The sequence below is a fragment of the Microbulbifer taiwanensis genome, from assembly GCF_014904815.1.
In the GTDB taxonomy this organism is placed as follows: domain Bacteria; phylum Pseudomonadota; class Gammaproteobacteria; order Pseudomonadales; family Cellvibrionaceae; genus Microbulbifer; species Microbulbifer taiwanensis.
In genome coordinates this window covers 1-25306 of the sequence record NZ_JACZFR010000046.1, presented here as the reverse complement: position 1 = coordinate 25306, position 25306 = coordinate 1, and the positions used below count along the sequence as shown (strand labels likewise).

Genomic DNA, 25306 nt, shown 5'->3' with positions numbered 1-25306 from the left:
GCAAAAGAGCCCAGAGCGGGTCAGAAAATATTTCAAACACGAGAAAATCCGCTATGCAGCGTGAGCGAAATATACTATTGCCGGGTTAATAACATTTTACTGAGCGCCAAAAAAGAGCGATCCGCTGAAGCGGTTCGCGTCCGGCACATCTGCCAGTCGCGGGCCATCGGGTGCAGCCATCGATTCACCAACCAGGCTGCCACGACCCATTGGCAAGCCATATACAAGAAAGCCCGGCAATCGCCGGGCTTACGGGCTCTGGCCTTGCACAGTTTTACTGCAGGGTCGGCAGCCACTTCTGATTGTTGCCGCCGTGATTCCAGTAGAGGATCACACTGTCTCCCGCCGCATCGACGGCATAGCCGTTGCTGGCGCTGGCGCGGAAGGAGCTGTCGGCGTGGCGCTCGAACTGCTGGCTGGCACCACCATCGCAGCGATGCACCTCGATCTGCACGTGATTGCTGTAGGTGCCACCGGGAACCGTCATGCACAGGTCGCCGCCCAGTTTGGTCTTCAGACTTCCGGCGCTCGGGTTCCACAGCCACTGCTGCGCGTCCGAGCCGTTGCAGGCAGCCAGCACCAGGCGGGTACCGGTGACCGCAGCACCACCGTCTACCTCCAGGCACTGCCCCGAGTGCACGCTGCGATACTCGGCCCAGCGGCCGCCGCCACCATCCAGGCGGAATTCCCACTGTTGGTTCCAGCCATCGTGGGAGGACCAGAAACCCACCCAACCACTGCTGTAGGCATCCAGGGAGTGACTGTCGCTGGCGACGGACTTCACCCGCCGGTTGTTGTAGGTCCACTGCTGGCTGCTGCCGCCGTCGCAGGCCTGGATATTGGGATAACCGTTGTTCCAGGGGGTGCCGTTGTGATCCAGGCAGTAGGCGCCGCCGTGTACCCGGTTGGCCAGGGTGCCCCCGGCCTCGCCATAGAGCCAGCGCTGGTCCTGGGACAGGGTCTGGCAACTGTAGTAGCCGACCCAGGCACCGTCGTAGACACCGTCGTCATTGCCGGGAATATCCATACACTGCCCCACGCCGCGATTGAACACGCGGATATAGGGCGGCAGCGGATTCACATATTCGTCATCTGCGTTGGCTTCGGCCCGCTCCCACATCTGCAGATAGGCTTCGGCCGAGTTCATGATCGATTCGTAGATACGGCCTGGGGCCTGTTCGCGGATATCCTGGATATGATCGGCCACCATTCCGTAGTGAGCCATACCATCGACATTCAGGTCGAAGGTGCGGTTGCCCGACTGCTGCCGGTCCACCACCAGGCCAAACTCGGTGGTAAACGGATAGCGCAGTGGATTGGCGGCCACATCGGCGCGGGGCCCTGGCTGGTTGCCTAACCCACTCATATCGGTGGAGAAAGGTACCCCCCTGGCGAAGGGCGCCTGTTCCACCACATCCAGGTAGCGGCCGATACCGCCGGCGACGCTGTGGGCATCCCAGTTGTAGGGGGCGAGTATGCCGCCGAGCCTGGCGACTCGGGCGGAGTTCTCGTGCACCCCGCCATTGGCCCCGCCGTGCATATGGCTGTGCCCGGAGACAAGGCCGGAAAAGCCCCGCGCCTCGGCGATTTCCAGCACCGCTTCGTGGGACTCCTGTGACATATGGTCGACCTCGATGATCATGCCCCTGTCGATCATGCGATTCACCAGGTAGACGCCCAGTTCGGTCAAACCGCGGGTGTTGCACTGGTCGCTGGTCTCGTCGTAATTGGTACTGCCGGTAATGCCCAGCAATACCTCCAGCCCCATAAAGCCGAGATCGTTGGTCATCATCTGGCCCTGGGTATCGTCGTCACAGGCCTCAGTGGAAAAATAGTAATCGGTGGAAATATTGTTGCCGGCATTGATCAGGCCGTTCTCAATACGCGTACCGCCGAACTGGTTGTCAAAACGGTGTATCGGGAACAGTGCCCTCACACCCTTGTCGTAGTACTTCTGCAACTGCGCATCCACATAGGCTTCGGAACAGGCTCCGTCCTTCAGGCCGCAATTGAACAGTTCCGATGCCTCTATCCCCATCACCACCGCCATCTTGCCATCGGCGATCACGGTGCGGGCCTGCTGCGGGGACGTCACCAGGCGAAAGAACCCCTTGCCCGGGCCGCCCTCCTGGGCGTCAATATAGTCCTGGATTTCGTGCAGGCGCTGTATCTGCAGGTCAATACTGGCCATGGTATTGCAGCTGTTACTCCACCCCCAGCTCTGCGGGAGTATCGTCGACTGCAGGTTGCACAGCACTTCGTTTTCCACCAGGTGCGTCACCATCATACGCTGGCCACCCTTGAAGGCGCGCTCCATCCACTTGTAGTAGTAACCCGAGTGCGACAGGCTCTTGTGGTGCGGCCAGAAGGGGAAGTCGGGCCAGCCGCGGGTGTCGTAGCGGTAGTTGATATCGTTGAACCCCATCAGGTTGCCAATCAGGTCCAGCGAACCCCATGAGCCGTGAATATTGGAACTGTCAGCCAGAGCTTTCGTCACCCCGAAGCGGTGCACCGGATAGCCCGCCATCATGGTGCCGCCCATAAATTCGTAGGACGTGATATGCGTGTGCGGATCAACGGAACCGCGCACTGGCACACTGGCGTCGCCTTTCAGCGTATCGAAGTCGCCCGAGATATTGACCTCCACTTCCGGCGCCGCCGTACACCCCTCACGGGGCACAAGACGGAACCACTCCTCGCTGGTATAGAAATGCGGATTGAACAGATCGATAAAATAGATTCCCTGGCTGCTCCAGTTATGGCGCAACCATTTATCCAGCGCGTAACTGGTAAAGCGATACAGATACTCGCCATCCACCGACTTGGCATCCACACGCCAGTCGGAGTGATCACCACTGACCCAACCGGCGGTGATATCAGCCGGGAAGCGCGTATCCAGGTAGTGCCCGGCTTCGTCCCGCGGCATAAAGTGTCCCAAGGCCGAGGGTTTCATATAGAACCTGGCGGCGCTCTCCTTGTCTGTACCCTTGAAGTCAAAACTCCAGCCACCGTTGACAGTCCCGCCACTCTGGTAGCGCCGCATATAGTTGCCGTTATGCGGCGACTGTATGGAATAACAGCCTTGCGCCAGCGCGTGTACGGCGTCTTCCTCCGGGCTCGCCCAGGCATTACCGGCGGAACACACCCATACGCCGACGGCAAATAGGGCATAAAGCGATTTTCTCATTGCTCTCTCCTGTTATTTTTATTGTTTCAATTCCCTATCGGGAATTTTTTTTCGATTTCGCTTCGCGTACTGCCGCCGGCTTTTGGGGCAGAAAAGGAAGCGGTACAATGGTACCGTTGCCCCCGTAGGGAAGCTTTACCATCGAGGGTCAATTCTTTGACGTTTGGGCTCAGCCCGTATTGCTACCCGTACCACTTACGCACTGATCGAATTTTCATGGCTAGCACAATACAGCCAGGCCGGCAGTTATCAGGCGCGCAACAATGAAGTAGTGGATTGTGTCGAGGGAGCGATACAGTATTGATGTTGGCCTGCACCGAGAGGGCTAAACCAAAGTGTTCCCGGAGTGCCGGCGCGGAAAAGCAATAAAGCCTCGGCTGGCGGCTGGCGGCTGGCGGCTGGCGGCTGGCGGCTGGCGGCTGGCGGCTGGCCAAAAACAATAAAAACAGCATTTCTCATAAAAGGTATCGATGCGGTGGACAGTGACTACAAGGCCTCTGTGCTGTACATCAATATTGCCCGGCAGTATGCCCTGAGCCGACGTATCAATGAGCGGGCGCTAAAGCGCGTCCTTCCCAGCCCAAAAAGCGTGGAAGGTGGCAGTCATAAGATTCCGCTGCCCCAGGTATTGGGAGCTTGGCAGGGCGCTGCCGACCTGTGCGCGGACCCTGCGTTTGGACTGCATGCGGGTGGGCACTGCCACCTGTCGGACTATGCGATTTTTTCCCATCTGCTACTGACCTGTCCCAGCTTGAACGAGGCGCTGCAGCTTGTAACCAAGTACCTGCATGTCATGAATGAAGCCTTGACGAACAGGTTTACCGCAGAGGGACGGCTAAGCAATTACGCCCTGGCATGTCAGTCAAGCCACCCCGCATCCTTCCACTTGGTAGAACACCATTTCGCTTCCATCATCCAGCTGGGGCGGCAAATCGTACTGCAGAGAGATCGTGAGGAAATCCGCGGCCACAGAGTCGAGTTTTCTCACTCCCCGGCGGCACCAATACGGGAGTACGAAGAGATTTTTCAATGCGAGGTGAAATTCGAATGCCCTGAAAACCGGCTATCGCTACTCACCGAACTTCTGCAATTTCCCACCCATTCACCTAACAGAGGCCTCCACTCCCACCTGCTGAAACTGGTGAATTCGATCAGCCATACGGGGGCATACCAAAAAAGATTTACCGACAAGGTCTATGCCGCACTCAACGCAAAAGGGCTATGGAATTCCTGGCCAACCCTCAATGAAGTTGCAAACACCATTGGTGTCAGCCCCAGCTCACTGAAACGAAAATTAAAGCAGGAGCAGAATTCCTATAAGGCCATCTGTGACAAGCTGCGTTACCGGAAGGCGAAACATATTCTGACGGTGCTGGGGCGCACTGTGAGTGAAACCGCCCACCAGCTCGGCTTTTCCAGCCCGGCGTCCTTCAGCCGGACATTCAAGCGCTGGAGTGGCCGATCGCCAATAGATTATTTATCGGGAATGAAGCCTGTTGCCAGCGACCAAGAGCCAGACAGCTGATTAGCCAAAAGCCCGGCCCATACTGGAACACTCTATGAATAGCAATCGCCCAATGGAAGGCATTATTCCCGGGAAATTTTCCGGGTATGGCGCGCAAATCGAAGCTGAAAGATGCATGCACTGTAGCGAAAATGGCAGCATCAAAAACGCGAAAGCCCCGATAAATCGGGGCTTTCGCTTGATAGTAGCGGTGAGGGAAGGACTCACGGACATCACTCACCCCATATGAAACCGACACTTTATCCCCGCGCCACAACGCCAGTAAAAAATAATCACCAATTGTATGCACTTTTGTATGTACACGATAGAGCAATTCAGTCTGAACAAAAAACAACCAACTGGTAACAATACACGATCATTGCCCGCGTGACAGCATAACGCTACACTAACTGACCAAAATATAATCAAGGATGATGTGATGGCGTTATCACCGGCAGACCGCCAGAAACGATACCGCGAACGAATGAATGCTGAAGGCGTAAAACGCTACCAAGTCATGGTGCCGCAATCCGTCGCTGAAAAAGTTAACAGACTCACGGTTACTCTCAACTGGAACAAGAGTGAGCTATTCACACGTCTAGTTGAAAGTGAATTTGGAAGGACCTTTCACCGATAATTTTTCGTGAAAAATAAGTAGGAATAAGACCGAATGGGTTCAGTGGAAGATATAAACGCCTACACCTCTATAGAGCTTTCTGACTATGACAGCTGCTTAGGGGAAATTGAGCATGAATACCTGATAAATGGCATTAATGCGAAGATAAGAATGCACTACCTGAAGTTCGACGGAAACGGACAGCCGATGGTAAAAGCACTCGCGAATATGCTCTACAGTTACATTATTGACTACTGTATATCCGCACGAAATCGGTCTGAGCCTCTATCCACAAGACAATCAGCAATTTTAACTAAAGAAGCCAGAAATCTATTCCGCCACCCGGAAATATCCGACGACTCTCCAGACCAGACAGGTGAGGCAGGAGAACTGCTGCTCTACTTTTTGATAGAGGCTATTCTTAAAGCGCCACAAGTCATCTCAAAAATGGAGCTAAAAACAAACCACAAAGATGAAGTAAAAGGCTCTGATGGCGTGCATGCAAGGTTCAATGCAGAAACAGACCTAGTCGACTTCTTCTTTGGCGAATCAAAGTTATACAAAAACGTATCATCGGCGATGGATGAAGCCATAAAAAGCATCGACAGTTTTCATGAGATTGAAATGTATCAGCATGAATTCACAATGGTGACTAAACATTTCAAGTATGCAGACGATAAAACAAAAGAAGCTGTAACATCGTTAATTGTTCATGGTGAGCCCGGAGAAAACGTATGCATAAATCATGCATGCTTAATTGGCTATGATTTCAAAGGCTATGCTGACCTTCCATATGAAAAAGGTGTCGAAGGCATTACCCAAGAGTTTTTGGATCGATTTCTAGCAGATGGCGATAGGCTTACAAGTCTAATCCAAAAACGATTCGATAATTTTGACAGAAAACATCTAAAGTTTGATGTATTCTTTCTCCCCTTCCCTTCTGTAGTTGAATTTCGAAACGCCTTCAATGCGGCTCTTGACTAGGGACAACCAGTTAAAATGCACTCAGAAAGCAATATAGACACTCTAATTAGGAAGTTGGATACAGCCAGTATTTTACGTCAGTTTCCAGAATGCTTCATCTCTGACACGGTGGTATCACTGGATGACAAAGAAATACAAAGCCTAACTGGATACTCTTCGATACTTTCTCTGTCAGACACAGCGGAAGACGTCTCCCTATCATACGAGATCGCCACTAGATTACTTGAATATACAGAGGGAAATTGTAACAAGGTTATTTCAGCGGCTGACATAATTCTGTCGAGAATTGGAAACTTTCCCGGTCGCTCGCTCTTACGTGACCGATACCTAGAGTCAAATCCCGCAACAATCTCTGCGCAATTACGACTCGAATGCTTGGCTCGGGAAGCTGAAAACACTTTCCATCTTGACGAAAAGGACGACAAACGCAGCACCCTTCTGACTGATTTTCAATATAAATTCTTAACTTCACTAAACGAAGAAGGATCCCTTAGCGTTTCCGCACCGACATCCGCTGGAAAATCCTTCGTATTGAACATCGATCTGGTTAGAAAAATTAAATCCTCCACTGGTCAATGTATAGTTTATGTAGTCCCGACTAGGGCATTAATCTCTGAGGTTGCTCACAGGGTACGAACGACTCTACGATCAGAAGGACTTGAAGACGTCATAGTTAGAACGGCTCCTTTCCCTATTGCAAAAGATAAAATTGGGCAAGCCGCTGTATACATCTTCACCCAAGAACGGCTGATGAGCTTTATAAACTCCCAGGAAGGCGAGCCAATCATAACGTCTTTGATCATTGATGAGGCGCATGAAATCCAAAATGGGAAGCGCGGAATAATTCTGCAAAACGCAATAGATATTTCTTTATCTCGATTTGGCGATATCAAAGTACTATTCGCAAGTCCGCTAATTAAGAATCCGGGCTACTTCCTAAATCTTTTTAGTCGAACTTCTAATGGTAAGTATTTCGTAGAACAGATATCTCCCGTTTCACAGAACCTTATTCTTGTTTCTGAAGTTAAGGGGAAACCTAAAAAACTTGACATCTCTATTCTAACTCGAGGCGAAATTGTCCCGGTTTCCACTATCGAAGCGGCGTTTAAGTTTAGAGGTAACGCGACATCACAAAGGGCAAATTTGACTCTATCTATCAGTAATGGAACAGAGTCAGTTATCTCCTTCTCTAACAACCCCTCTCAAGCCGAGAAAGTTGCATGTCGGGTGGCAGAACTATCGACTGAATTTGAGCCGAATGATGAAGCGATATCATTCGCAGAGTTTGTAAGGCGTGAAATTCACCCGGATTATCCCCTAGCAGATTGTGTGCTTAAAGGGGTTGCCTTTCACTATGGCAACATGCCGTCTTTGGTCCGATCAGGGGTTGAGAATTTATTTAAAAATGGAAGTATAAAAATAATTTGCTGTACTAGCACGCTTCTACAAGGTGTAAACCTACCCGCAAAACATATAGTGATTGAAAACCCCATGTCAGGCGAATCGCCAATGACAAGGGCTGACTTTTTGAATCTGGCAGGGAGGGCAGGACGATTACTAAAGGAGTTCCATGGAAATATCTGGTGTATAAGACCTAGCGAGTGGAACAGTGAATGCTACAACGGTGATCGTCTACAAGAGATAAATTCAGCTATAAGCACAGTGATGGAAGACGGCGGCTTAGCCATACAGAAGCTGTTAAGCGCCGAGTCTTCTGAGCATACTCCCAATGATGAAGCTGAGGCGGCTTTTGGAAAGATTTTTCACGATTACTTGATCGACCCTCAACTAAGTTTTATCGAAGGCTACAGAAGCGAGGAAAATTCTGCCACTCTTGACGAGACTGTAAATGCAATTAAACAGGTGGAGGTTTCACTACCTATTCAAATTCTTGAGAACAATCAGTCCTTAAGACCAGATCACTTACAAAATCTATTTGAATATTTAAGCAGTCAAGAATCCATTTCAGAATTAACTCCCTTATCGCCTTACACTCAAGGTGCCAAAGCCAGAATGGAGGAGATATTTCTGGTTCTCGCGACTTGTTTTGAATGGAATCTATCAGACCCCTATAGAGGGCTTATAAGTTACCTAGCGTATCGATGGGTTTGGGGTATTCCAATCGGAAAAATTTTAGCTGACCGTGTTGAATACGTTCAATCCATTACGCCCAACTCAAGCATTTCTTCAACCATACGAGGCTGCTTAAGCGTCCTAGAAGAAGCTGTCCGCTTCAGATTAGTAAAGTACTTTTCAGCATATATAGAAATTTTAAAATTCGTTGCTATCGAGCGAGGACTTGAGGAGGAATTTGAAACAATTGAGCCCTACCACATCTATTTAGAGTTTGGCTCATGCAATCGCCATGCGTTAAATCTCATGGCTCTTGGAATCTCTAGATTCACCGCCCTATATATGGAGAGTAAATTTGATTTTGATCAAAATGTTGAGGCAGAGGAATATCTTAAACGCATGTCCGATATGAATATTGACGCCATCAAAATGCCTCCTCTCTGTAAAAAAGAGATAATTGATCTATTACCTTGATTCATCCGTATTATTGTGTCGCCCAAACTGGGACATGCGAAGACCTAAGTAGACATCTCAGCCTTAGGTAAAAAATCAAAAAAATAGCCAAGCGGTTGTTTCCAACGGCTTGGCTATTAGCTCACCCTTTCTCTTTATGCATAACTACGGTTCAGCTAATAAGTCACCCGTTCGCCTAGTTCCGAAGGAACGGCAGATAAGCGTAAGCGTCCGGGCATCACACCTTGTCAGACGGAACCCAGTTATGGGGCAGCAGCTCGCCGATAGCACTGGCACGCTGCATCGGTAAGCGCTGCATGACGTCTCTCAGATACGCATAGGGATCGTGACCATTCAGCTCGGCTGACTGGATCAGACTCATGATCGCTGCTGCACGCTGGCCACTGCGCATGCTGCCGGCGAACAGCCAGTTACTGCGCCCCAAAGCCCACGGTCGGATCTGGTTTTCCACATGGTTGTTGTCGATGGGCACCGCGCCGTCGTCACAGTAGCGCGTCAGCGCTTGCCAGCGTTTTAGGCTGTAATCGATAGCTTTGGCCGTTGCCGATCCATTGGGCACCTTTTGTCGGTGCGTTATCAACCACTGGTGGAGACTGTCCAGTAACGGTTTTGATCGCTGCTCGCGGAGCTGCTTTCTCGCCTCTACGGTGAGCTCTTTGGCTTCCCTCTCAACATCGTAGAGCTGCTGGATGAGCTGCAGGGCCTGCTCAGCAATCTGGCTTTTGTTTGCTGTATAGAGGTCGTAGAACTTCCGGCGTGCATGGGCCATGCAGCCGATCTCGGTGATGCCCTTGTTGAATCTTGTAATTACGGGTCTACCACAACGCCACCTACAATCATTCATCGATTGGGCGGAGGCATTAGAACTCACAAGGGATCAATTATTGGTAGCCTTGATGGTCAACTCTGGGCTTATCGAGGGAGGTCTAGACGCCTTCCTCCCCGATCGGAAGGCACAAGCTGAATGGCTTCACTTTTATCTTTAGTGCCAAGTGACCGCCATAGGGTCGACTTTGCATTGGAGCTATTTTGCCTTATGCGCTTCGGAATTCGAACTTGGAACACATAGGTTCCGACCCGGTTGGTCGTCAGGTAGGAAGGGGTACTTTTGGAGGGTTTCGCCATTATGTATGCACTGTGGCGAAGATGGCGGTATTAAAAACGCGAAAGCCCCGATAAATCGGGGCTTTCGCTTAATAGTGGCGGTGAGGGAGGGATTCGAACCCTCGATGCCTTGCGACATACACACTTTCCAGGCGTGCTCCTTCGACCACTCGGACACCTCACCGCAAATTGTTAGCTAAATCAGAGACATAGCCCCGTTCAGCGAGCGCGCACTTTACAGAAACGGGGGCCCCAGTGCAACCCTTATCGAGTATTCCATTCGGTAAAGTAGTCCGCCACCTCCAGTTCCGGGGCCTGGCGCGGGGGTTTCTGGGGGGTGCCGCAATAGATGAAGCCGTCGAGGCGCTCGTTGTCGGCGAGGCCCAGCTCGCCTGCCACCAGTGGGCTGTAAGCCAGAGCGCCGGTACGCCAGTATGCGCCCACGCCCTCGGCGTAGGCGGCGGTCAGCATGGCCTGGACGGCGCCGGCGGTGGACATATGCTGCTCGAGATGAGGCACTTTGGGGTGTTCCTGCAAGCGGGTGATGGCCACGACGATCAGGGGGGCACGCAGGGGCATGGCCAGGGTCCGCTCCCGCTGGGCATCGCTCAATGAACCGCCCTCCGCCTGTTCGGCGGCGCGCAGGAATATCTCGCCCAGGCGGTTGCGCGCCTCACCTTCAATGGTCAGGAAGCGCCAGGGGCGCAGGCAACCGTGGTCGGCCGCACGCAGGGCCGCCCTGAAGATGCCCCGCCGCTGCTCATGACTCGGCGCCGGCTCGGTCAGCAGGCCGGTTGAAACTCGGTTGTGCAGGGCAGTCAGGGCATCCATGGCGCTCTCCAGTCAATATATTAGTCGGCGAATTCTACCTCAGACGCTCTCCAGGGCCCACGGGAAGTCCGTAGTTTGCGTCACATCACAGACATTTCGCATTATGCGCCATCTCGGAGTACACTTCGGTTCCATCTGTCTATCGCGGCGATACCATCTCCATAAGAGCGGGCCAGAAACCGCTGAATTGCCGCCTCGCTAATTGCACAATTTCTGCTCAAACCGGATAAAAAGATAAGCACAAATGCAGGACCAGCCTGAGGAGAACACCGGGCGTAACGTCGACCCCCGTTACCCGCTCTACTTCCGCACCCTGATTTGCTTTGCCGCCGCGGGCACCCTGGTGAACGCCGTCAGTTGGTCCTCGCCGTGGAACCTGGACAAGATATTGCCCCTCGGCATGGCAGCACTGCTGCTGGTCTACACTGCGGTCGCCTACCAGATAAGCCGCAAGGCCAGTGCAGAGAGTGCCGCTAATGTGCGGCGCTGGCTGTCATTCAGTGATGCCATACTGATCGGTGTTTCCCTCGCCCTGGCAAATTTCAGCCTGTTGCCGTCGCTGCTGTTCGTCACCATGGTACAGTTCAACGCTCTGACCGAGGGCGGCGGTCGCCGCTGGTTCGAACACAATACCGGCCTGCTGCTGGGCGTCGGCGGCGGCTACCTGATTCACGAACCCGCAATGGTGGTGAATGCAGACCTGACCATCAGCGCCGCCAGCCTGATCGGGGTATTCACCTATTTCTGCGCCTGGGCCTTCTACACCCACAAGCAGATAGCCCACCTCAAGGACACCAACCGCGCGCTCACTTCCGATCAGCATGTGAGCAAGATGCGCACCTACAAGCTGTCCAAGTACCTGCCCCAGCGCCTGTGGCGCGCGGTGACTACCGGGCGAGAAAGCGAGTTGGTAACGGAGCGCAAGCTGCTCACGGTATTTTTCTCCGATATCAAGGATTTCAGCCAGTTGACCGAAGAGCTGGAAGCCGAGACGTTCACCCAATTGCTCAACAGCTACCTGTCGGAGATGGCCCGCATCGCCGGCCAGTACGGTGGCACCATCGACAAGTTCATCGGCGACGCGGTAATGGTGGTGTTCGGCGATGACGACAGCAAGGGCCCCAAGTCCGACGCCCTGCGCTGCGTGGCCATGGCCCTGGCGATGCGCAAGCGGGTGCGCGAAATGAAGCAGGAGTGGTATAACAAGGGCATAGCGCGGCCGCTGCAGGTGCGCATGGGCATCAACACCGGCTACTGTACCGTAGGTATCTTCGGCACCGCCAACTACCAGTCCTACACGGTAATGGGTACCCATGTGAACCTGGCGGCACGCCTGGAGGGCGCAGCCCAGCCGGGGGAAATCCTGATCAGCCACGAGACCTGGGCCATGATCAAGCACTCGGTCATGTGCCGCGACAAAGGTCATATCACGGTCAAGGGCTTCAGCGCACCGGTAAAAGTCTACCAGGTCACCGACTTGCGCAAGAACCTAGGCGGCCAGCAGAGCTACCTCGAGGACCACGCTCCCGGCTTCTCGATGCACCTGGATCTGGACAAGATCCGCAATTATGACAAGGACAAAGTCTTGCAGTCGCTGGAGAAGGCGGCGTCGACGCTGAAGAGCAAAGTCATTATTTAAGCAATACGAGTAAGGTACACCCTGCTTACAAAATCCCGCTCCCGGACATCTCACTACTGACGACCTCGACGTATTCCCGGATTACGCTCTCCCGCGGATAGCGGATCTCCTCACCGGTATGGCTGATCAGGTAGGTGTTTGATTGCGCGAACCAGAGTAACTGCTCATTCCTGCCATCGTAGAGTTTTGTCTCGACGACGGCGACCTGGGAGGCCGGTGTGTCCCGCTCCACTTTTTTCAGCTCGACCACCCGCGCCACCAGTACCGTATCGAAACCCTGCGCCCTGACCAGGGCAGCCACGGCGCGCTTTTCCGGTACCGGGGCGCCGGGCATCAGTTGGCTCCACGCCTGGGCATCCATCCCGAGTCGGCGCAGCTGCAGGACCCATGCATTTTCCGCACGAACGCCCGCTTCCGACGCCGGGTTGAAGGGAATGGCCAGCACCAGTGTTTTTCCCATAGTGATCGGCGCCCTGTCTCGGTCGCTCCAGACATGGGTGACAACGGTGCTCGGGCTGGCGCAGGCGGCCAGCAACAGGCAGGCGCCGAGGATCAGCCAGGCCGGAAGCCGCAGTTCAACGCTGTTCACAATGCACTCCGTGTTTAAAAGGAAAAGCGACTGCTAATCTGGGTGCGGAAATCCGTCCCCGTATCGCCATCCTTATCCTCCCGCGTGCCGTACAGGAATTCGATGCCGAGCAACCACTGTGGAAACGGCGTCCAGACCAGGTTGGCGCTGCTGTATTGGGTTTCCCGGAAGGCGTCCGGCAACTGGATATCCAGGTTGTCCTGCCAGACGTTGCCGTAGGAGACGACACTGTAGAGCCTGGGGCTCCACCAGTGCTGGTAGCCGACCAGCCAGGCCAACGTTTCGATCGCTTCCAATTCATTATTTTCCACATCGTAGATGGCATCCGGCGGGCCGTCATTCAGAACACCGCCAAAACCGTCGCCGCCGGTCACTGAGAAGGTGGCAAAATCCTGTTTCAGGTTGCCCCGCATATGCACACGGCCGGCAAAACTTGCGGCCCAGCCAAAATCGGAGACGGTCGAATCGGGATCGCCGCTGGCGCGCAGGTCCCGCGCCAGTATGCTGCCCTGCAGGTTGAAATGCTCGCTCTGGGAGTTGAGCACCACGGCGACATCCGGCCAGCGGGATACCGAATCGGCATCTTCGAATACCCGCTCGTCCGGCGCTTCGGCGGCGAGTTTCAGCGTCACCTCCGGGCAGAGCATGCGGGTCCAGCGCAGCAGCGGGTGCCGCGTCCTGAACACCGCATTGGGCCCCTCGAAATCCAGGGTGTTGGGCACCGAGAGAAGATTGGTGTAGGTACTCCAGTCCTGGCCAATCAACAGGTTCCCGCCGAAGAGTATATTGCTCGCTTCACCGTAGGCGTGGCGCAGGCGCAGATCCGGCGAGGCACTGGACGAGCTGCCGAAAGCGTCCATCGAAATAAAAGTCCTGATGCGACGGTTGTGCCAGGGCGTGCGTGTTTCAAACGCCAGTCTACTTGGCTGCACGCTGAAATTCGTCTCGCCATTGGCGCCCTCCGCGGCGGTAGCATCGCGGGTGACAATAGCGCTGGTCACGAACTCGCCCGGAGTGCCTATCGCATCTGTGTCGTGGATGGCGTTCAGTTCGGCAAACCCGCTGATCCTGATGCGGGTATGGCTGCCCAGCAATGGGATGGAGCCGGGCCAGTCGGTATCTGCGTCGGCGATGGCCTCCGCCAGGCCGGGATAGCTGACGTGGGGTTCGGTGTCCTCGGCAATTGATGACGCCGTGGCCTGCAGCGCATACGCCAGCACAGGGATAACAGCAAATTGTCGTGCCTTGGAAACCATGCGCCGAATTTCCGCTGTAAATGCCGGAAGGGGTGGAGGAACCAGACCACAAGGTTAGCTGATTAATCGGCAGCCCGGTTTGAGCCGAGAAACTCCAGCGCGCGCTCCTCGAGCCAGGGGTAGAAAGGATTCCAGCGCAGGCGCAGTTGCGTCGAGGCGCTGATCACTACGGCACCGCGCTCGCCGCGCAGCGCCAGGTTACCCAGCTGGATACCCGGGCCCGGGCCGGAAGGATCGCCGCCATAGACGCTATCGTCCGGCGGGAAAGGCAGTGCGACATGGGACAGGGAGTAGACACCGCGCGGCCACGACAGGTTGAGCGCCGTTCTGCTGGCAGCGCGCTGGTTCGCCGGCCAGCGAACGGCTGTGGCGCCGGATGAAAGACTGTCGGCATTGGTCACCAATGTCAGCGCGAAATTGCGTTGCGCCGCCTGGCGAAAGGCGGCAATCATCGGGTCCGGGTTCCAGGTAAGGAACTGCTCAATTTTGACCTGGCGGTTGATATCGAACAGCACCAGCTCGTGGCCCCCGACCGGCAGGAGGTTGAACAGGTCCCGGACCACCGCCGTCGCCTCCACGGTGGCATCGACCACGGAGGAAAATGACAGTATCGGCGGCATGCGATCCAGGCGCTCTTGCGCCGCCAGTTTGCGGGTGCGGCGCTGTATCTCCCGCGTCAGGCGGCGGGTCAGTGCGGCCGCGTTGATCGCGAAGGAGCCGTATTTGAAGGGTTCGTATTCGAGGCGGTGGATGCTGTTCCACTGGAGCTTTTCGATCCCCAGCAGCCGCCCCAGGCGCTCCTGCCAGATGGCCAGTGCCGCCACCGGTGAAACACCGATTTCCGGGGAGATAAGCACCAGGCTCCGCACCGGCGGCAGTTGCGGGTCCTCGATGGCTGCCAGCGCGTAGTGCACAGCCAGGGCGGCGCCGTTGGAATAGCCGACGATATGGATGGGCCGCCCTGCCCCGGATTCCGCCAGGTGGCGCATCGCCAGGCGCACCGCGGCGGCCATATCCTGCCAGCTGACATTCACCAGCCCGGACGGTGCTGTGCCATGGCCTGGAATACGCAGCCCCAGTACCGTGGCACCGGACGCGTGCAGTCGCTCGGCGAGATGGCGCAGGCTGTAGGGGGCATCGGTCAGGCCGTGCAGCAACAACACCATGGAGTTGGGATTTTCCGCCTGCAACAGAAAGCTTCTGTTCCAGTTGGGCGACCAGCGATCGGGATCTGCCAGGCTGCCACGCAGGTAGCGGTTGATACTGTCCCGCCCCGCCGGCCCCGTCTTTTGGTAAATCTCTTTATCGAGTTGTGCAAATAACCGGTCTTCCAGAGCCAGGTATTCCTCGAAGGTCGAGATGGGGGAATCTTCGCTGAATTCCGCGTCCAGATTCGCCGTGTGCCAGAGTTCCAGCTCCGGCAGGCGATGGATATAGAGCGCGAATACGATGACCAGGGTCAGGAGGGCGCCGAGGGCACAGTGCAGCAGGAATCGGGCAATTCGTCGAACCCACATGGCATTCGCGGGCTAGTCGCCCGCCGGTCTTGCCCCCGAGACAATGATGATGCCGATGGATATCAGCTTGACCCCGAAAAGGATACCCAGTGCCCAGTTTCCCGACAGTGGATACTGGGTCCACAGAATTACGCCCAGCAGGATGGACACAAGCCCGCCCAGTATCAACCAGGTTTTGCCGGTTTCCGGTTTGGCACGCCAGCCGGCCAGCAACTCGGCGGCGCCGTCGACAATAAAGTAAATCGCCAGCAGCAGGACCAGTGTGCTGGTGAGCAGCAGCGGGTGGCTGAGCAGTATCACCGCCGCCACTATGGTCAGCAGACCGAGCGCAACACTCACTATACCCCTGGCAAAACTGCCGGCGCGAAAGGCCCAGATCAGGCGCAGTATGCCGCCGACCAGTACCAGGACACCGACCGCCATGGCGATGGAAATCCCGGTAATACCCGGTGCCATCAACGCCAGTGCACCCATGACGATGATCAGGATACCGAGGCTGGTCATCGCCTTGCCGCCGAAACCCGCATCTCTCATACACGCCTCCCGCTGAAGCAGAATCCACTATCGACACCCTCATTAAAGACCATGGCGGCAACAGCGGTCTGTGTTGATTCAATCTCCCGGAGTCACGTCCCTCACTGCATTCCCTTCGTCGAATCGCAATGGCTGGCGGACGGGCTTGTCGCCCAGCTTGCCGAAATCCACCTTTTTCACGTCTACCTTACGAATCGAGCGATCGGAATCGGTATGGTAATAGAGCGCCATATTCTTCATATCCCAGGCCGTGGTGTATTGGGTGCCGCTATAGCGAAGCGGCTCCGTCCCCTTGGGCAGATGATTGGTGGCGACGGCTTCGATGGGGACATTGAAGTTGTCGAGGATGCGGAAGAGTTCGCGCACAGTATCAAAGCCACCCTCGGTCTTGCGTGCCGTCTGCGAGAAGGCGGTGGCGCGGACGAAACGCGACGGCGGCGTAAAGTCCCCGGGGAGCCCGAGCATACCGGAACCCACGCCAATGGGTTTCAGATCGATGTCGGCGACTTTAACGGTCGGCAGGCCCGTGGCCTTCAGGTTGATGTGGTTGCGCAGGTTGGTGATGTGCCAGTCGTAGGCCGGTGAGTTGGTCATGACCCCCAGGGGGGCGTCGTGGATATGCAGGTTACCGCGCACATATTCCACCGCTATCTGCCGCTTGTTGGCATCGGTTACCAGGAAGTGCACTGGCGCGGGCATGCCCAGGACATCCATCGTCACGGGTACCACGCGGATGGATGGCAGCGCCCGGCGCACTTCATCGGTCGTCGCAAACTGCGAGACGATCCACCCCGCCACATCCATCGGGCCGATGGAATTGCCGGCCCTGCCCGGATCGTATTTCTGGTATTCGGCGAAGCCGGGCAGATAGAGTGTCTCGACGACCAGCCTTTTCTCGTTCATGGCATCCATAAAACTGAAAGTATCCAGCACATCGATGCCGACAAAGCCGTATTTTGCCTTCCAGCTGGCACCATCCTTGCCATCTGGCATCCTGTCGACGACGCCCATCGTGTAGCCACGCGGCACGATAACCAGCTGTGGTTGCAGATCAAACTCCGCCCACTCCATGGTACGTCCGATCACGGCTGTGCCATCTGCCCCCTGAAGGGTAATCGTCGTGCAGGCGTGACAAACGGAGAGTCCACACAGCAGGCCGGCCAACAGTGCGGAAACAAATTGCTTTGCCATACAGGGTCACCTTCGATTCCATTCAAACCGGTTGATTTCCCCCTCTGTTTCAGAGGAGCGCACTGGCCAGCAGCCAGCGACGGCACGTCCGTGTGCCGCAGTTCGGTTCGGGACTTCAAACTGTGGGCTCAAGATACGCCCAAAGTGGAAGTGGAAAGCCCCGACCGGTTTCAGTGTAGGCCAGCTGGTTCATGGAGGAGCGAAAGGGGAAGTTTCGGTGTCGGCGCTCCCTCACTGCGACCGGCACGCGCCTGTAACGGGGGCAAAGTGGACTATTGGCGCGCAAATCTGGGCGGCAGTTGCTTGTCGGCTTGTGTGCTGCGCAGCGGGTTGATATCCAGGCCGCCGCGACGGGTGTAGCGCGCGCAGACGGTCAGCGCATCGAAGTCCGCCAGCTGCTGCAGGTCGCAGAAGATGCGCTCGACGCAGTGCTCGTGGAAGTCCTGGTGTTCGCGGAAGGAAATAATGTAAGCGAGCAGCGCCTCGCGCTTGAGTGCGGGGCCCCGGTACTCGATGGAGACCGTGGCCCAGTCCGGCTGGCCGGTAACCGGGCAGTTGCTGCGCAGCAGGTGGCTGTAGAGGGTTTCGCCGACCGGCTCTGCGCCCTCTTCCAGCTCGAGCAGCGCCGCATTTGGCTGGTACTGGCGGGTTTCTATATCCAGCCGGTCGAGACAGAAGCCTTGGGGCTTTGCCACCGCCAGTGCGGCATCCTCCACATCGAACAGGGTCACTGAAACTTGGGCGCCAGCCGCAGCACTCAGGTCTTTGGCCAGTGTCTCGCGCACCGCATCCCGGGACTCGAACTCCGTCTGGTTGAAGGAGTTCAGGTACAGCTTGAACGACTTGGACTCCACCATATGTGGGCTCTCGGCCGGAAAGGTGAATCTGCCCACGGCCACCTGCGGCACGCCCCTGGGGTTCAGCCAAGAGAGCTCGAATCCCCACCAATCGTCTCCGCCAAAAAACGGCAGCTTTTTGCCCGCGAGTCCCAGGTGAGCGCGGGAAATATCCCGCTCGATCGGGTGCAGCAGCTGGGGATTGTAGGTGGACTCGTAGCGGGTTTCCTTGCCCAGTGGGAGGTTTTGCCAGTCTTTGCGGTTCATAGGATTTATCACACTTGGTGGTAACGCTCCCCTCTCCCGCTTGCGGGAGAGGGGCCGGGGGAGAGGGCCAGGCGACTAGTTTAGTGCCGCAATCGCTTGCCGTGGGTCATCAGGTGCATACCCCAGGCAAACAGCAGCGCGATAAACCCCAGCACGCCGACGAAAGCCCAGACCACATTGATATCGGAGACACCCAGCACGCCGTAACGGAAGGCATTCACCATATAGAGTACCGGATTCAACTTGGACAACCCCTGCCAGAAGGGTGACAGCAGGCCAATCGAGTAAAAGACACCGCCCAGGTATGTGAGCGGCGTCAGAATAAAGGTCGGGATAATCGAGATATCGTCGAAGCTGTTGGCATAGATCGCATTGATAAAACCCGCCAGGGAGAAAAGCACCGCCGTCAGGAAGACGATGGCGATGGTAATCGCCAGGTGCTCGACGCTGAGTGCGGTAAAGAAGAGCGCGATCAGCGTGACGACGAAACCGACAATCAGGCCGCGGCTCACACCGCCCAGCACATAGCCGGCCATGATCACCCAGTTGGGCGTGGGCGAGACCAGCAGCTCTTCCACATTGCGCTGGAACTTGGCGCTGTAGAAAGAAGAGGCGACATTGGCGTAGGAATTGGTGATCACCGCCATCATGATCAGGCCCGGCACCACGAACTCCATATAGGAAAAGCCGCCCATTTCGCCGATACGACTGCCGATCAGGGAGCCGAAGATCACGAAATAGAGCGACATGGTGATCACCGGCGGTACCAGCGTCTGCGGCCAGATACGGGTAAAACGCCGCACTTCGCGCCGCAGTATGGTGGAGAAGGAAGTCCAGATCGCGTTGGAGTTCACTATTTTGTCTCCTCCTGTTTTTCCTCTGCCAGCAGGGAGACAAACAGCTCCTCCAGGCGGTTGGCGCGATTGCGCATACTGGTGATGGTCACGTCCTGCTCGCCCAATGCGGTAAAGACTTCTGTCAGCGACTGGCCCTTCTCTACGGTGACTTCCAGACTGTGATCGTCAATCAGCCTGCCTTCAAAACCCTGCAGCTTCGGGCATTCATCGAGCGCTTCGCGCGTGTCGAGAATAAAGGTCTCCCGGTTCAGGGTTTTCAGCAGGGACTTGATCGAGGTGTTCTCGACGATTTCACCCTTATCGATGATGGCAATATTGCGACACAGGCTCTCCGCCTCCTCCAGGTAGTGGGTGGTGAGGATGATGGTGGTGCCCTGGGAATTGATCTCCTGCAGGAAGGTCCACATGGAGCGACGCAGTTCGATATCCACGCCGGCGGTGGGCTCGTCGAGAATCAGCAACTTCGGCTCGTGGATCAGTGCGCGGGCGATCATCAGGCGACGCTTCATGCCGCCGGACAGCATGCGCGCCTGGGTGCTGCGCTTGTCCCACAGGCCCAGCTGTTTCAGGTATTTCTCCGTGCGCTCCTCCGCGAGCGAGCGCGGCATGCCGTAGAAACCGCCCTGGGTGCAGACGATGTCGTAGACCTTCTCAAACTGGCTGAAATTGAATTCCTGCGGCACCACGCCCAGCATCTGCTTGGCCGCCGGGAAGTCTTTATCGATATCGATACCGAAGATGGACACACTGCCGCCGGTCTTGCGCACCAGCGAGCAGATGATGCCGATGGTGGTGGACTTGCCGGCACCGTTCGGGCCCAGCAGGGCAAAAAAGTCCCCCGGCTGCACCTCGAAGCTGATGCCTTTCAGGGCCTGAAAGCCGTTATCGTAGGTTTTCTGGAGATTGCGGATGGAGAGCGCGGCGGTCATTACTGCCTCCGATGAATTTGAGGGCGCTATTCAACGCGCTTGGGCGGATTATTTCAACCGGACGGAGTGTGGGGGAAATCTGCAGCCCGTAATCTCGTCTATATCGGTCGCAGCCATGGGCGGATGGCCACCCCGCCGACTCCACAGTCTCTGCTCGTCATTCCGGCGCAGGCCGGAAACTAAGTGCCACAGGACTGGATACCGGCCTGCGCCGGTATGACGACCAATGAAAGGGCGTGCGCGGGGGGTTACGATTCCGAAAAATAAAAAAGCCGCTCGATGGAGCGGCTTTTTTATTTGGAGCGGGAAACCGGGTTCGAACCGGCGACCTCAACCTTGGCAAGGTTGCGCTCTACCAACTGAGCTATTCCCGCAAACCTATTGTCGGGGCTACCTGAGCAGCCCCTCGAATATGGCATCCCCAAGGGGAGTCGAACCCCTGTTACCGCCGTGAAAGGGCGGTGTCCTAGGCCTCTAGACGATGGGGACAGAAAACTTGCACTTGGCCCCTCGATTGGAAACCGGGGAAGCCAATGCTGCCACACTGCCGGTGGCATCGCCACTGAAAAATTCAGGGGCATCTCTCTATAGTGCTATCTAGGCGTCACTCTACAGAGAGTAGAAAATCTGGAGCGGGAAACCGGGTTCGAACCGGCGACCTCAACCTTGGCAAGGTTGCGCTCTACCAACTGAGCTATTCCCGCAATGGCGTCCCCTAGGGGAGTCGAACCCCTGTTACCGCCGTGAAAGGGCGGTGTCCTAGGCCTCTAGACGAAGGGGACCCCGGACTTACTTCTTTTCGCCCTGAAACCTTGAAGACTGTCGCCTTAAAGATCAGCACTGCGTCAGAAGTGGGGCGCATTCTATGGAGCACCCGGGGACCTGTCAACACCCCTATGCGAACTTTCTTTGTATTTTTTTCTTTTATACTCAGGCACTTACCGAATCTGCAAGATTGCGGCAGTCACGCCCTACTCCACCTCTGCTGCGCGGGCCTGGAGTTCGCTGAGGAAGCTGCGTATTCGCTTGGCGTTGGCGCCCAGGTCGCTGATACCGACGCGGGAGCTGGAGCGGATATCCACCCGTGACCCGCCGTTCTCGGCCCGTACCCGCACCACTATGTCGTCGCTGAAACCGAGCAGCGGCGTCCGGTCAACGGCCTCCAGGTGACCGCGCTGTGGATCCAGGGCCACCAGTCGCCAGCCCAGCTCCTCGGCCACGTCCGCCGCCACCTCGGTGGCCCGCACCACCGGCATTTCCAGTTGCAGCGGCATGATATCTGAATAGATATCCGCCTCCCGCTGCAGCTTCGCCACCTCTTCACCGGCGTATTCCAGGCTGTTGTCATCCGCACTACGCAGGGACAGAGCCGCCCGGTACTGGGGCGGGTCCTTCATATCGGTGCTGATATCGTGAATCCGGGGCACGTCGAAATTGCTCTTGCCCACGGTCAGCAGCGGCACCGCCACCGGCAGCAGGCCCAGCACCACGGCCCAGAGGGTGTTGTGGCGGCTCTGCGGATGCCTTTTCACCAGCCCCCAGATAAACACCAGCATACTGACCAGGGCCACACCCAGCGCCGCCAGCCCGGCATATTTGAATATCTGGAATACCGGCTGGAAGTGCACCAGCTCCAGCCGCAGCGCCAGGCCGGCGAAGAATATGGCTGCCAGCAGCAGCCACTGGAGCCGCAGCAGCCAGCGGCTCCAATGGCTGAATCTCTCCGGATCTCTCACTTGTCCTCTCCCCCGGCATCCGTATCCAGTTTGATCGACAGTGAATTCACACAGTAACGCAATCCCGTTTCGGTGGGGCCGTCGGGGAAAACATGCCCCAGGTGACAGCCGCAGTTAGCACAGACTATCTCGGTGCGCTGCATGCCCAGGCTGTTATCCGGAACCTCCCCGACTGCGCCCTCCTTCGCCTCGGTGTCAAAACTGGGCCAGCCGCAGTGGGCCTCGAACTTGGCGCCCGAATTGAACAGCACCTCGCCGCAGCAGCGGCAGCGGTAGAGCCCGTCCTCGAAGACATTCCAGTACTCGCCGGTAAAGGGCCGCTCGGTACCCGCCTCGCGGCAAACGTGAAATTCTTCCGGAGTCAGCCTGTCGCGCCAGTAGTTATCGTCTTTTTCTTTTGACATACTCTTCCCTCTGTCAACACCATGCTGTAGGAGCGCTCCTACAAGAAGTGCCCCAGGATCACCACCATGAAGGACATTCTCAAGTCGGAAAAGCTGCACGGCGTCTGCTACGAAATCCGCGGCCCGGTGATGGATCAGGCCTACCGTATGGAGGAGGAAGGCCACCGCATCCTCAAACTCAATATAGGTAACCCGGCTCCTTTCGGTTTCGACGCCCCGGACGAGATAATCCAGGATGTGATCCACAACCTGTCCGGCGCCCAGGGCTATGTGGAATCCAAGGGCCTGTTCGCCGCGCGCAAGGCCATTATGCAGGAGAGCCAGACCCTCGGCATCGAGGGGGTGGATATAGACGATATCTACCTCGGCAACGGTGTCTCCGAGCTGATCTCCATGGCCACCCAGGCGCTGCTGAATGACGGTGACGAGCTGCTGTTGCCGATGCCCAATTACCCGCTGTGGATGGCCGCCGCCAACCTGACCGGGGCCCACCCGGTGCTCTACCGCTGCGACGAGGGGGCCGGCTGGCTGCCGGATATCGAGGATATCAAGGCCAAGATTACCCCGCGCACCCGCGGTATTGTGGTCATCAACCCCAACAACCCCACCGGCGCCGTCTACCCGCGCGCTTTGCTGGAGCAAATTGTAGAAGTTGCCCGCAGCCACGGCCTGGTGATTTTCGCCGACGAGATCTACAGCAAAATCCTCTACGACGACGCCGAATTCACCCCCATGGCCAAGCTGGCCGGGGACGTGCTCTGCCTGAGCTTCAACGGCCTGTCCAAGTCCTATCGCCTGGCGGGCTTCCGCTCCGGCTGGATGATCGTCAGCGGCGCCAAGGAGCGCGCCAGGGGCTTTATCGAGGGCATGGATATCCTGTCGTCGATGCGACTGTGCGGCAATGTGCCGGCAATGTTCGCGGTGCAGACGGCACTGGGCGGCTACCAGAGTATCAATGACCTGGTGCTGCCCGGCGGGCGCCTGCGCCAGCAGCGGGACCTGGCCCACAGGATGCTGAACGATATTCCCGGGGTCAGCTGCGTCAAACCCAGGGGCGCCATCTACCTTTTCCCGAAACTGTGCCTCGATCACCACAGGATCGACAACGACGAGCGCCTGGTTCTGGAATTCCTGCGCCAGGAAAAAATCCTGCTGGTGCAGGGCAGCGCCTTCCACTGGGATGCCCCGGACCACCTGCGCATCGTCTTCCTGCCCCGCGCCGACGACCTCTCCCACGCGATTGAACGGCTGGGCGTTTTCCTGGACCGCTATACAAAATAATGCTCGACGACCTGCATATACACGATTTCTACCGCGACGCCGGCAGGACACTGCTGGCGCTGTTCAACCAGTTCCCGGCACCGGCCACCGTCTATGTGGAGGATATCGCCGGACCCGACACCCCGGACGAGTTCGGCCTGCACTCGCCGCGCCACCTGGCCTGCCTGGGCGCCATGTCGTGGCTGAAGCAGAGTGGTTATATCCACTTCACCCAACTGGTGCGCCAGGAGGCGGTGGAGGAAGCGGCCTTGAGCCACCGGGGGTTTCTGTTGCTGGTGAATAACAGCGGGGATGGCGAGAGCAATGCACGGCTACTGGATAACACCGTGCGCAACGGCTCCTCGCCGCAGCTGCAGGAATTGATGGAGCGGTTGATGCGGGAGTTTTCCACACTGTAGGGTGCGCCGCGCGCACCATCACGCCGCAATGGTGCGCACGGCGCACCCTACGCAACACAAAAAGCATTGTGGGAGCGGCCTTTCCGCTACCTGCGAAATTTTACGTGCAGCATCTTCAGCGCCGCATCCGGATCATGGTCGGGGAAATCCGGGTTCTGCGGCAGGCGCTCCACCACCTGGTAGCGGCTGTCCGCACTCTCGATCAACTCGCGGAACTGCCCCTCACTGTAGCGCGGCGAGTTGATTACCATCAGCAGGTCCGCCTCGTCCGCCAGGCAGCCGGGCAACAATTGCAGCAGCTTTTCGTAATTGTGGCTGACATCGAAGCTTCCTTTCTGCCGTGTGGGCGGATCCACCACCGCCAGTTGGAAGGGGCCGCGGCGGTCGAAGCGATTGAAGTCCCGCAACGCATCCAACTGCAGGAACTTGATGCCCTTTAACGGCAGCTTATTGAACTCGTGATTCTCGCGGCCGCGGTTCAGCACGCCCCGATTCACATCGATATTCAGGACTTCCAGCTCGCCGGCCGCGCGGGCAATGGCGGAAAAGGCACAGGTAAAGGCGAAGAGGTTTAGCAGTTTCAGGGGTTGCGTGCCGGCGTGGGCCCTGACCCGCTCCTCCAGCCAGCGACGACCGGGTTCTATATCGAGAAAGAAGCCCACATTCTGCCGCTCGAAGGTCAGCGGAAATTTCAGCCCGCCGCGACGCGCCAGCGGCGCCGCCACTGGCTGGCCGCAATGCCACTCCACCGGTGCGCCCTGCCTATAGCGGCGCTGTGCGGCCACGCCCAGGTATCCGAAGGGTTCCGCCAGTTGCCACAACCGCTCGCACAGCACCTCTTCACCCGGGGACTCCTCGAAAAAAGTCACCAGCAGCGCCGGGAAGAAGCTGTCCACGCAGACCTGTTCCAGCCCCGCGTAACAGCGGCCGCGGCCGTGAAACAGGCGCCGGCTGTCCGGACAGTTTTCATCCAGTTTTTTCTCGACCTGCTCCAGCAGGGCACTCCAATCCGTAGACATCTTTTCTCAATCTGTAGGATGGGGAAAGGGGAGCCTGCCCAACCACCGGGGATGGAGGGCGCGCCTCCGCTTGGCCATCC

General features: G+C 56.8%; 20 protein-coding genes, 5 tRNA genes and 1 pseudogene. 6 read left to right on the top strand and 20 right to left on the bottom strand.

Annotation, left to right across the window (positions count from 1 at the left end; genetic code table 11):
• Nucleotides 1-274 precede the first annotated feature (274 nt).
• A complete protein-coding gene (locus IG627_RS15980; protein WP_193193437.1) occupies nucleotides 275-3187 on the bottom strand; it encodes a ricin-type beta-trefoil lectin domain protein in 2913 nt (970 codons plus the stop codon).
• Nucleotides 3188-3533: 346 nt separating this feature from the next.
• Between IG627_RS15980 and IG627_RS15975 the strand changes: the two genes are divergently transcribed.
• From IG627_RS15975 to IG627_RS15965, 3 genes are all read left to right on the top strand, one after another.
• Nucleotides 3534-4712 (top strand): AraC family transcriptional regulator, encoded by a 1179-nt coding sequence (locus tag IG627_RS15975; protein ID WP_193193435.1) that lies wholly within the window; start codon nucleotides 3534-3536, stop codon nucleotides 4710-4712.
• 649 nt (nucleotides 4713-5361) lie between these two features.
• A complete protein-coding gene (locus tag IG627_RS15970; protein WP_193193433.1) occupies nucleotides 5362-6291 on the top strand; it encodes a HamA C-terminal domain-containing protein in 930 nt (309 codons plus the stop codon).
• Nucleotides 6292-6306: 15 nt separating this feature from the next.
• Nucleotides 6307-8838, top strand: coding sequence for a DEAD/DEAH box helicase (locus tag IG627_RS15965; RefSeq protein ID WP_193193431.1), 2532 nt, complete (start codon nucleotides 6307-6309; stop codon nucleotides 8836-8838).
• A gap of 217 nt (nucleotides 8839-9055) precedes the next feature.
• Here IG627_RS15965 and tnpC read toward each other — a convergent pair.
• From tnpC to IG627_RS15950, 4 genes and pseudogenes are all read right to left on the bottom strand, one after another.
• Nucleotides 9056-9637 (bottom strand): annotated as a pseudogene (gene tnpC / locus IG627_RS15960) (IS66 family transposase); the annotation flags it as partial.
• Nucleotides 9638-9750: 113 nt separating this feature from the next.
• Nucleotides 9751-9963, bottom strand: a complete 213-nt coding sequence (locus IG627_RS21315) for a DUF6538 domain-containing protein (protein WP_377484332.1) — start codon at nucleotides 9961-9963, stop codon at nucleotides 9751-9753.
• 75 nt (nucleotides 9964-10038) lie between these two features.
• Nucleotides 10039-10126 (bottom strand) — tRNA-Ser (locus IG627_RS15955).
• A gap of 80 nt (nucleotides 10127-10206) precedes the next feature.
• Entirely contained in the window at nucleotides 10207-10773 is a 567-nt protein-coding gene (locus IG627_RS15950) for a nitroreductase family protein (RefSeq protein ID WP_193193429.1), read from the bottom strand.
• 244 nt (nucleotides 10774-11017) lie between these two features.
• On the opposite strand from IG627_RS15950, the gene IG627_RS15945 reads away from it, so the two are divergent.
• A complete protein-coding gene (locus IG627_RS15945; RefSeq protein ID WP_193193427.1) occupies nucleotides 11018-12412 on the top strand; it encodes an adenylate/guanylate cyclase domain-containing protein in 1395 nt (464 codons plus the stop codon).
• Nucleotides 12413-12437: 25 nt separating this feature from the next.
• Here IG627_RS15945 and IG627_RS15940 read toward each other — a convergent pair whose 3' ends face one another.
• From IG627_RS15940 to msrB, 14 genes are all read right to left on the bottom strand, one after another.
• The gene (locus IG627_RS15940) at nucleotides 12438-13001 is read right to left on the bottom strand and encodes a hypothetical protein (protein ID WP_193193425.1); all 564 of its coding nucleotides are present in this window, start codon (nucleotides 12999-13001) and stop codon (nucleotides 12438-12440) included.
• A gap of 14 nt (nucleotides 13002-13015) precedes the next feature.
• Nucleotides 13016-14221: a DcaP family trimeric outer membrane transporter gene (locus IG627_RS15935; RefSeq protein WP_319024587.1), complete on the bottom strand. Its 1206-nt coding sequence runs from the start codon at nucleotides 14219-14221 to the stop codon at nucleotides 13016-13018.
• A gap of 98 nt (nucleotides 14222-14319) precedes the next feature.
• Nucleotides 14320-15774 carry an alpha/beta hydrolase gene (locus tag IG627_RS15930; RefSeq protein WP_193193421.1) on the bottom strand — a complete coding sequence of 485 codons (1455 nt, stop codon included), beginning with the start codon at nucleotides 15772-15774 and terminating at the stop codon, nucleotides 14320-14322.
• Between the two features lie 12 nt (nucleotides 15775-15786).
• Nucleotides 15787-16308, bottom strand: coding sequence for an HdeD family acid-resistance protein (locus IG627_RS15925; protein WP_193193419.1), 522 nt, complete (start codon nucleotides 16306-16308; stop codon nucleotides 15787-15789).
• A 78-nt stretch (nucleotides 16309-16386) separates the two neighbouring features.
• Nucleotides 16387-17499, bottom strand: coding sequence for a linear amide C-N hydrolase (locus IG627_RS15920; RefSeq protein WP_193193417.1), 1113 nt, complete (start codon nucleotides 17497-17499; stop codon nucleotides 16387-16389).
• Between the two features lie 272 nt (nucleotides 17500-17771).
• Nucleotides 17772-18602 carry an NADPH-dependent 7-cyano-7-deazaguanine reductase QueF gene (gene queF, locus IG627_RS15915; RefSeq protein ID WP_193193415.1) on the bottom strand — a complete coding sequence of 277 codons (831 nt, stop codon included), beginning with the start codon at nucleotides 18600-18602 and terminating at the stop codon, nucleotides 17772-17774.
• An 80-nt stretch (nucleotides 18603-18682) separates the two neighbouring features.
• Entirely contained in the window at nucleotides 18683-19456 is a 774-nt protein-coding gene (locus IG627_RS15910) for an ABC transporter permease (protein WP_193193413.1), read from the bottom strand.
• A complete protein-coding gene (locus tag IG627_RS15905) occupies nucleotides 19456-20388 on the bottom strand; it encodes an ABC transporter ATP-binding protein (RefSeq protein WP_193193411.1) in 933 nt (310 codons plus the stop codon). The genes IG627_RS15910 and IG627_RS15905 overlap by 1 nt, the downstream gene beginning before the upstream one ends.
• A gap of 298 nt (nucleotides 20389-20686) precedes the next feature.
• Nucleotides 20687-20762 (bottom strand) — tRNA-Gly (locus IG627_RS15900).
• A 39-nt stretch (nucleotides 20763-20801) separates the two neighbouring features.
• Nucleotides 20802-20877 (bottom strand) — tRNA-Glu (locus tag IG627_RS15895).
• A gap of 139 nt (nucleotides 20878-21016) precedes the next feature.
• Nucleotides 21017-21092: transfer RNA gene (locus tag IG627_RS15890), tRNA-Gly, on the bottom strand.
• Nucleotides 21093-21094: 2 nt separating this feature from the next.
• Nucleotides 21095-21170: transfer RNA gene (locus IG627_RS15885), tRNA-Glu, on the bottom strand.
• A 189-nt stretch (nucleotides 21171-21359) separates the two neighbouring features.
• Nucleotides 21360-22124 (bottom strand): DUF1499 domain-containing protein, encoded by a 765-nt coding sequence (locus tag IG627_RS20920; protein WP_193193409.1) that lies wholly within the window; start codon nucleotides 22122-22124, stop codon nucleotides 21360-21362.
• Nucleotides 22121-22528, bottom strand: a complete 408-nt coding sequence (msrB, locus tag IG627_RS15875; RefSeq protein ID WP_193193407.1) for a peptide-methionine (R)-S-oxide reductase MsrB — start codon at nucleotides 22526-22528, stop codon at nucleotides 22121-22123. Before msrB ends, IG627_RS20920 begins: the two co-directional genes overlap by 4 nt.
• Before the next feature lie 66 nt (nucleotides 22529-22594).
• On the opposite strand from msrB, the gene IG627_RS15870 reads away from it, so the two are divergent.
• Both IG627_RS15870 and IG627_RS15865 read left to right on the top strand, forming a co-directional pair.
• On the top strand, nucleotides 22595-23809 hold the full coding sequence (locus IG627_RS15870; protein ID WP_193193405.1) for a pyridoxal phosphate-dependent aminotransferase: 1215 nt from the start codon (nucleotides 22595-22597) through the stop codon (nucleotides 23807-23809).
• Complete coding sequence (locus tag IG627_RS15865; RefSeq protein WP_193193403.1) at nucleotides 23809-24207, top strand: hypothetical protein; 399 nt, start codon at nucleotides 23809-23811, stop codon at nucleotides 24205-24207. Before IG627_RS15870 ends, IG627_RS15865 begins: the two co-directional genes overlap by 1 nt.
• A gap of 86 nt (nucleotides 24208-24293) precedes the next feature.
• Here the strand turns inward: IG627_RS15865 and IG627_RS15860 are convergent, their stop codons facing one another.
• Nucleotides 24294-25226, bottom strand: coding sequence for a class I SAM-dependent methyltransferase (locus tag IG627_RS15860; RefSeq protein ID WP_193193401.1), 933 nt, complete (start codon nucleotides 25224-25226; stop codon nucleotides 24294-24296).
• Nucleotides 25227-25306 lie beyond the last annotated feature (80 nt).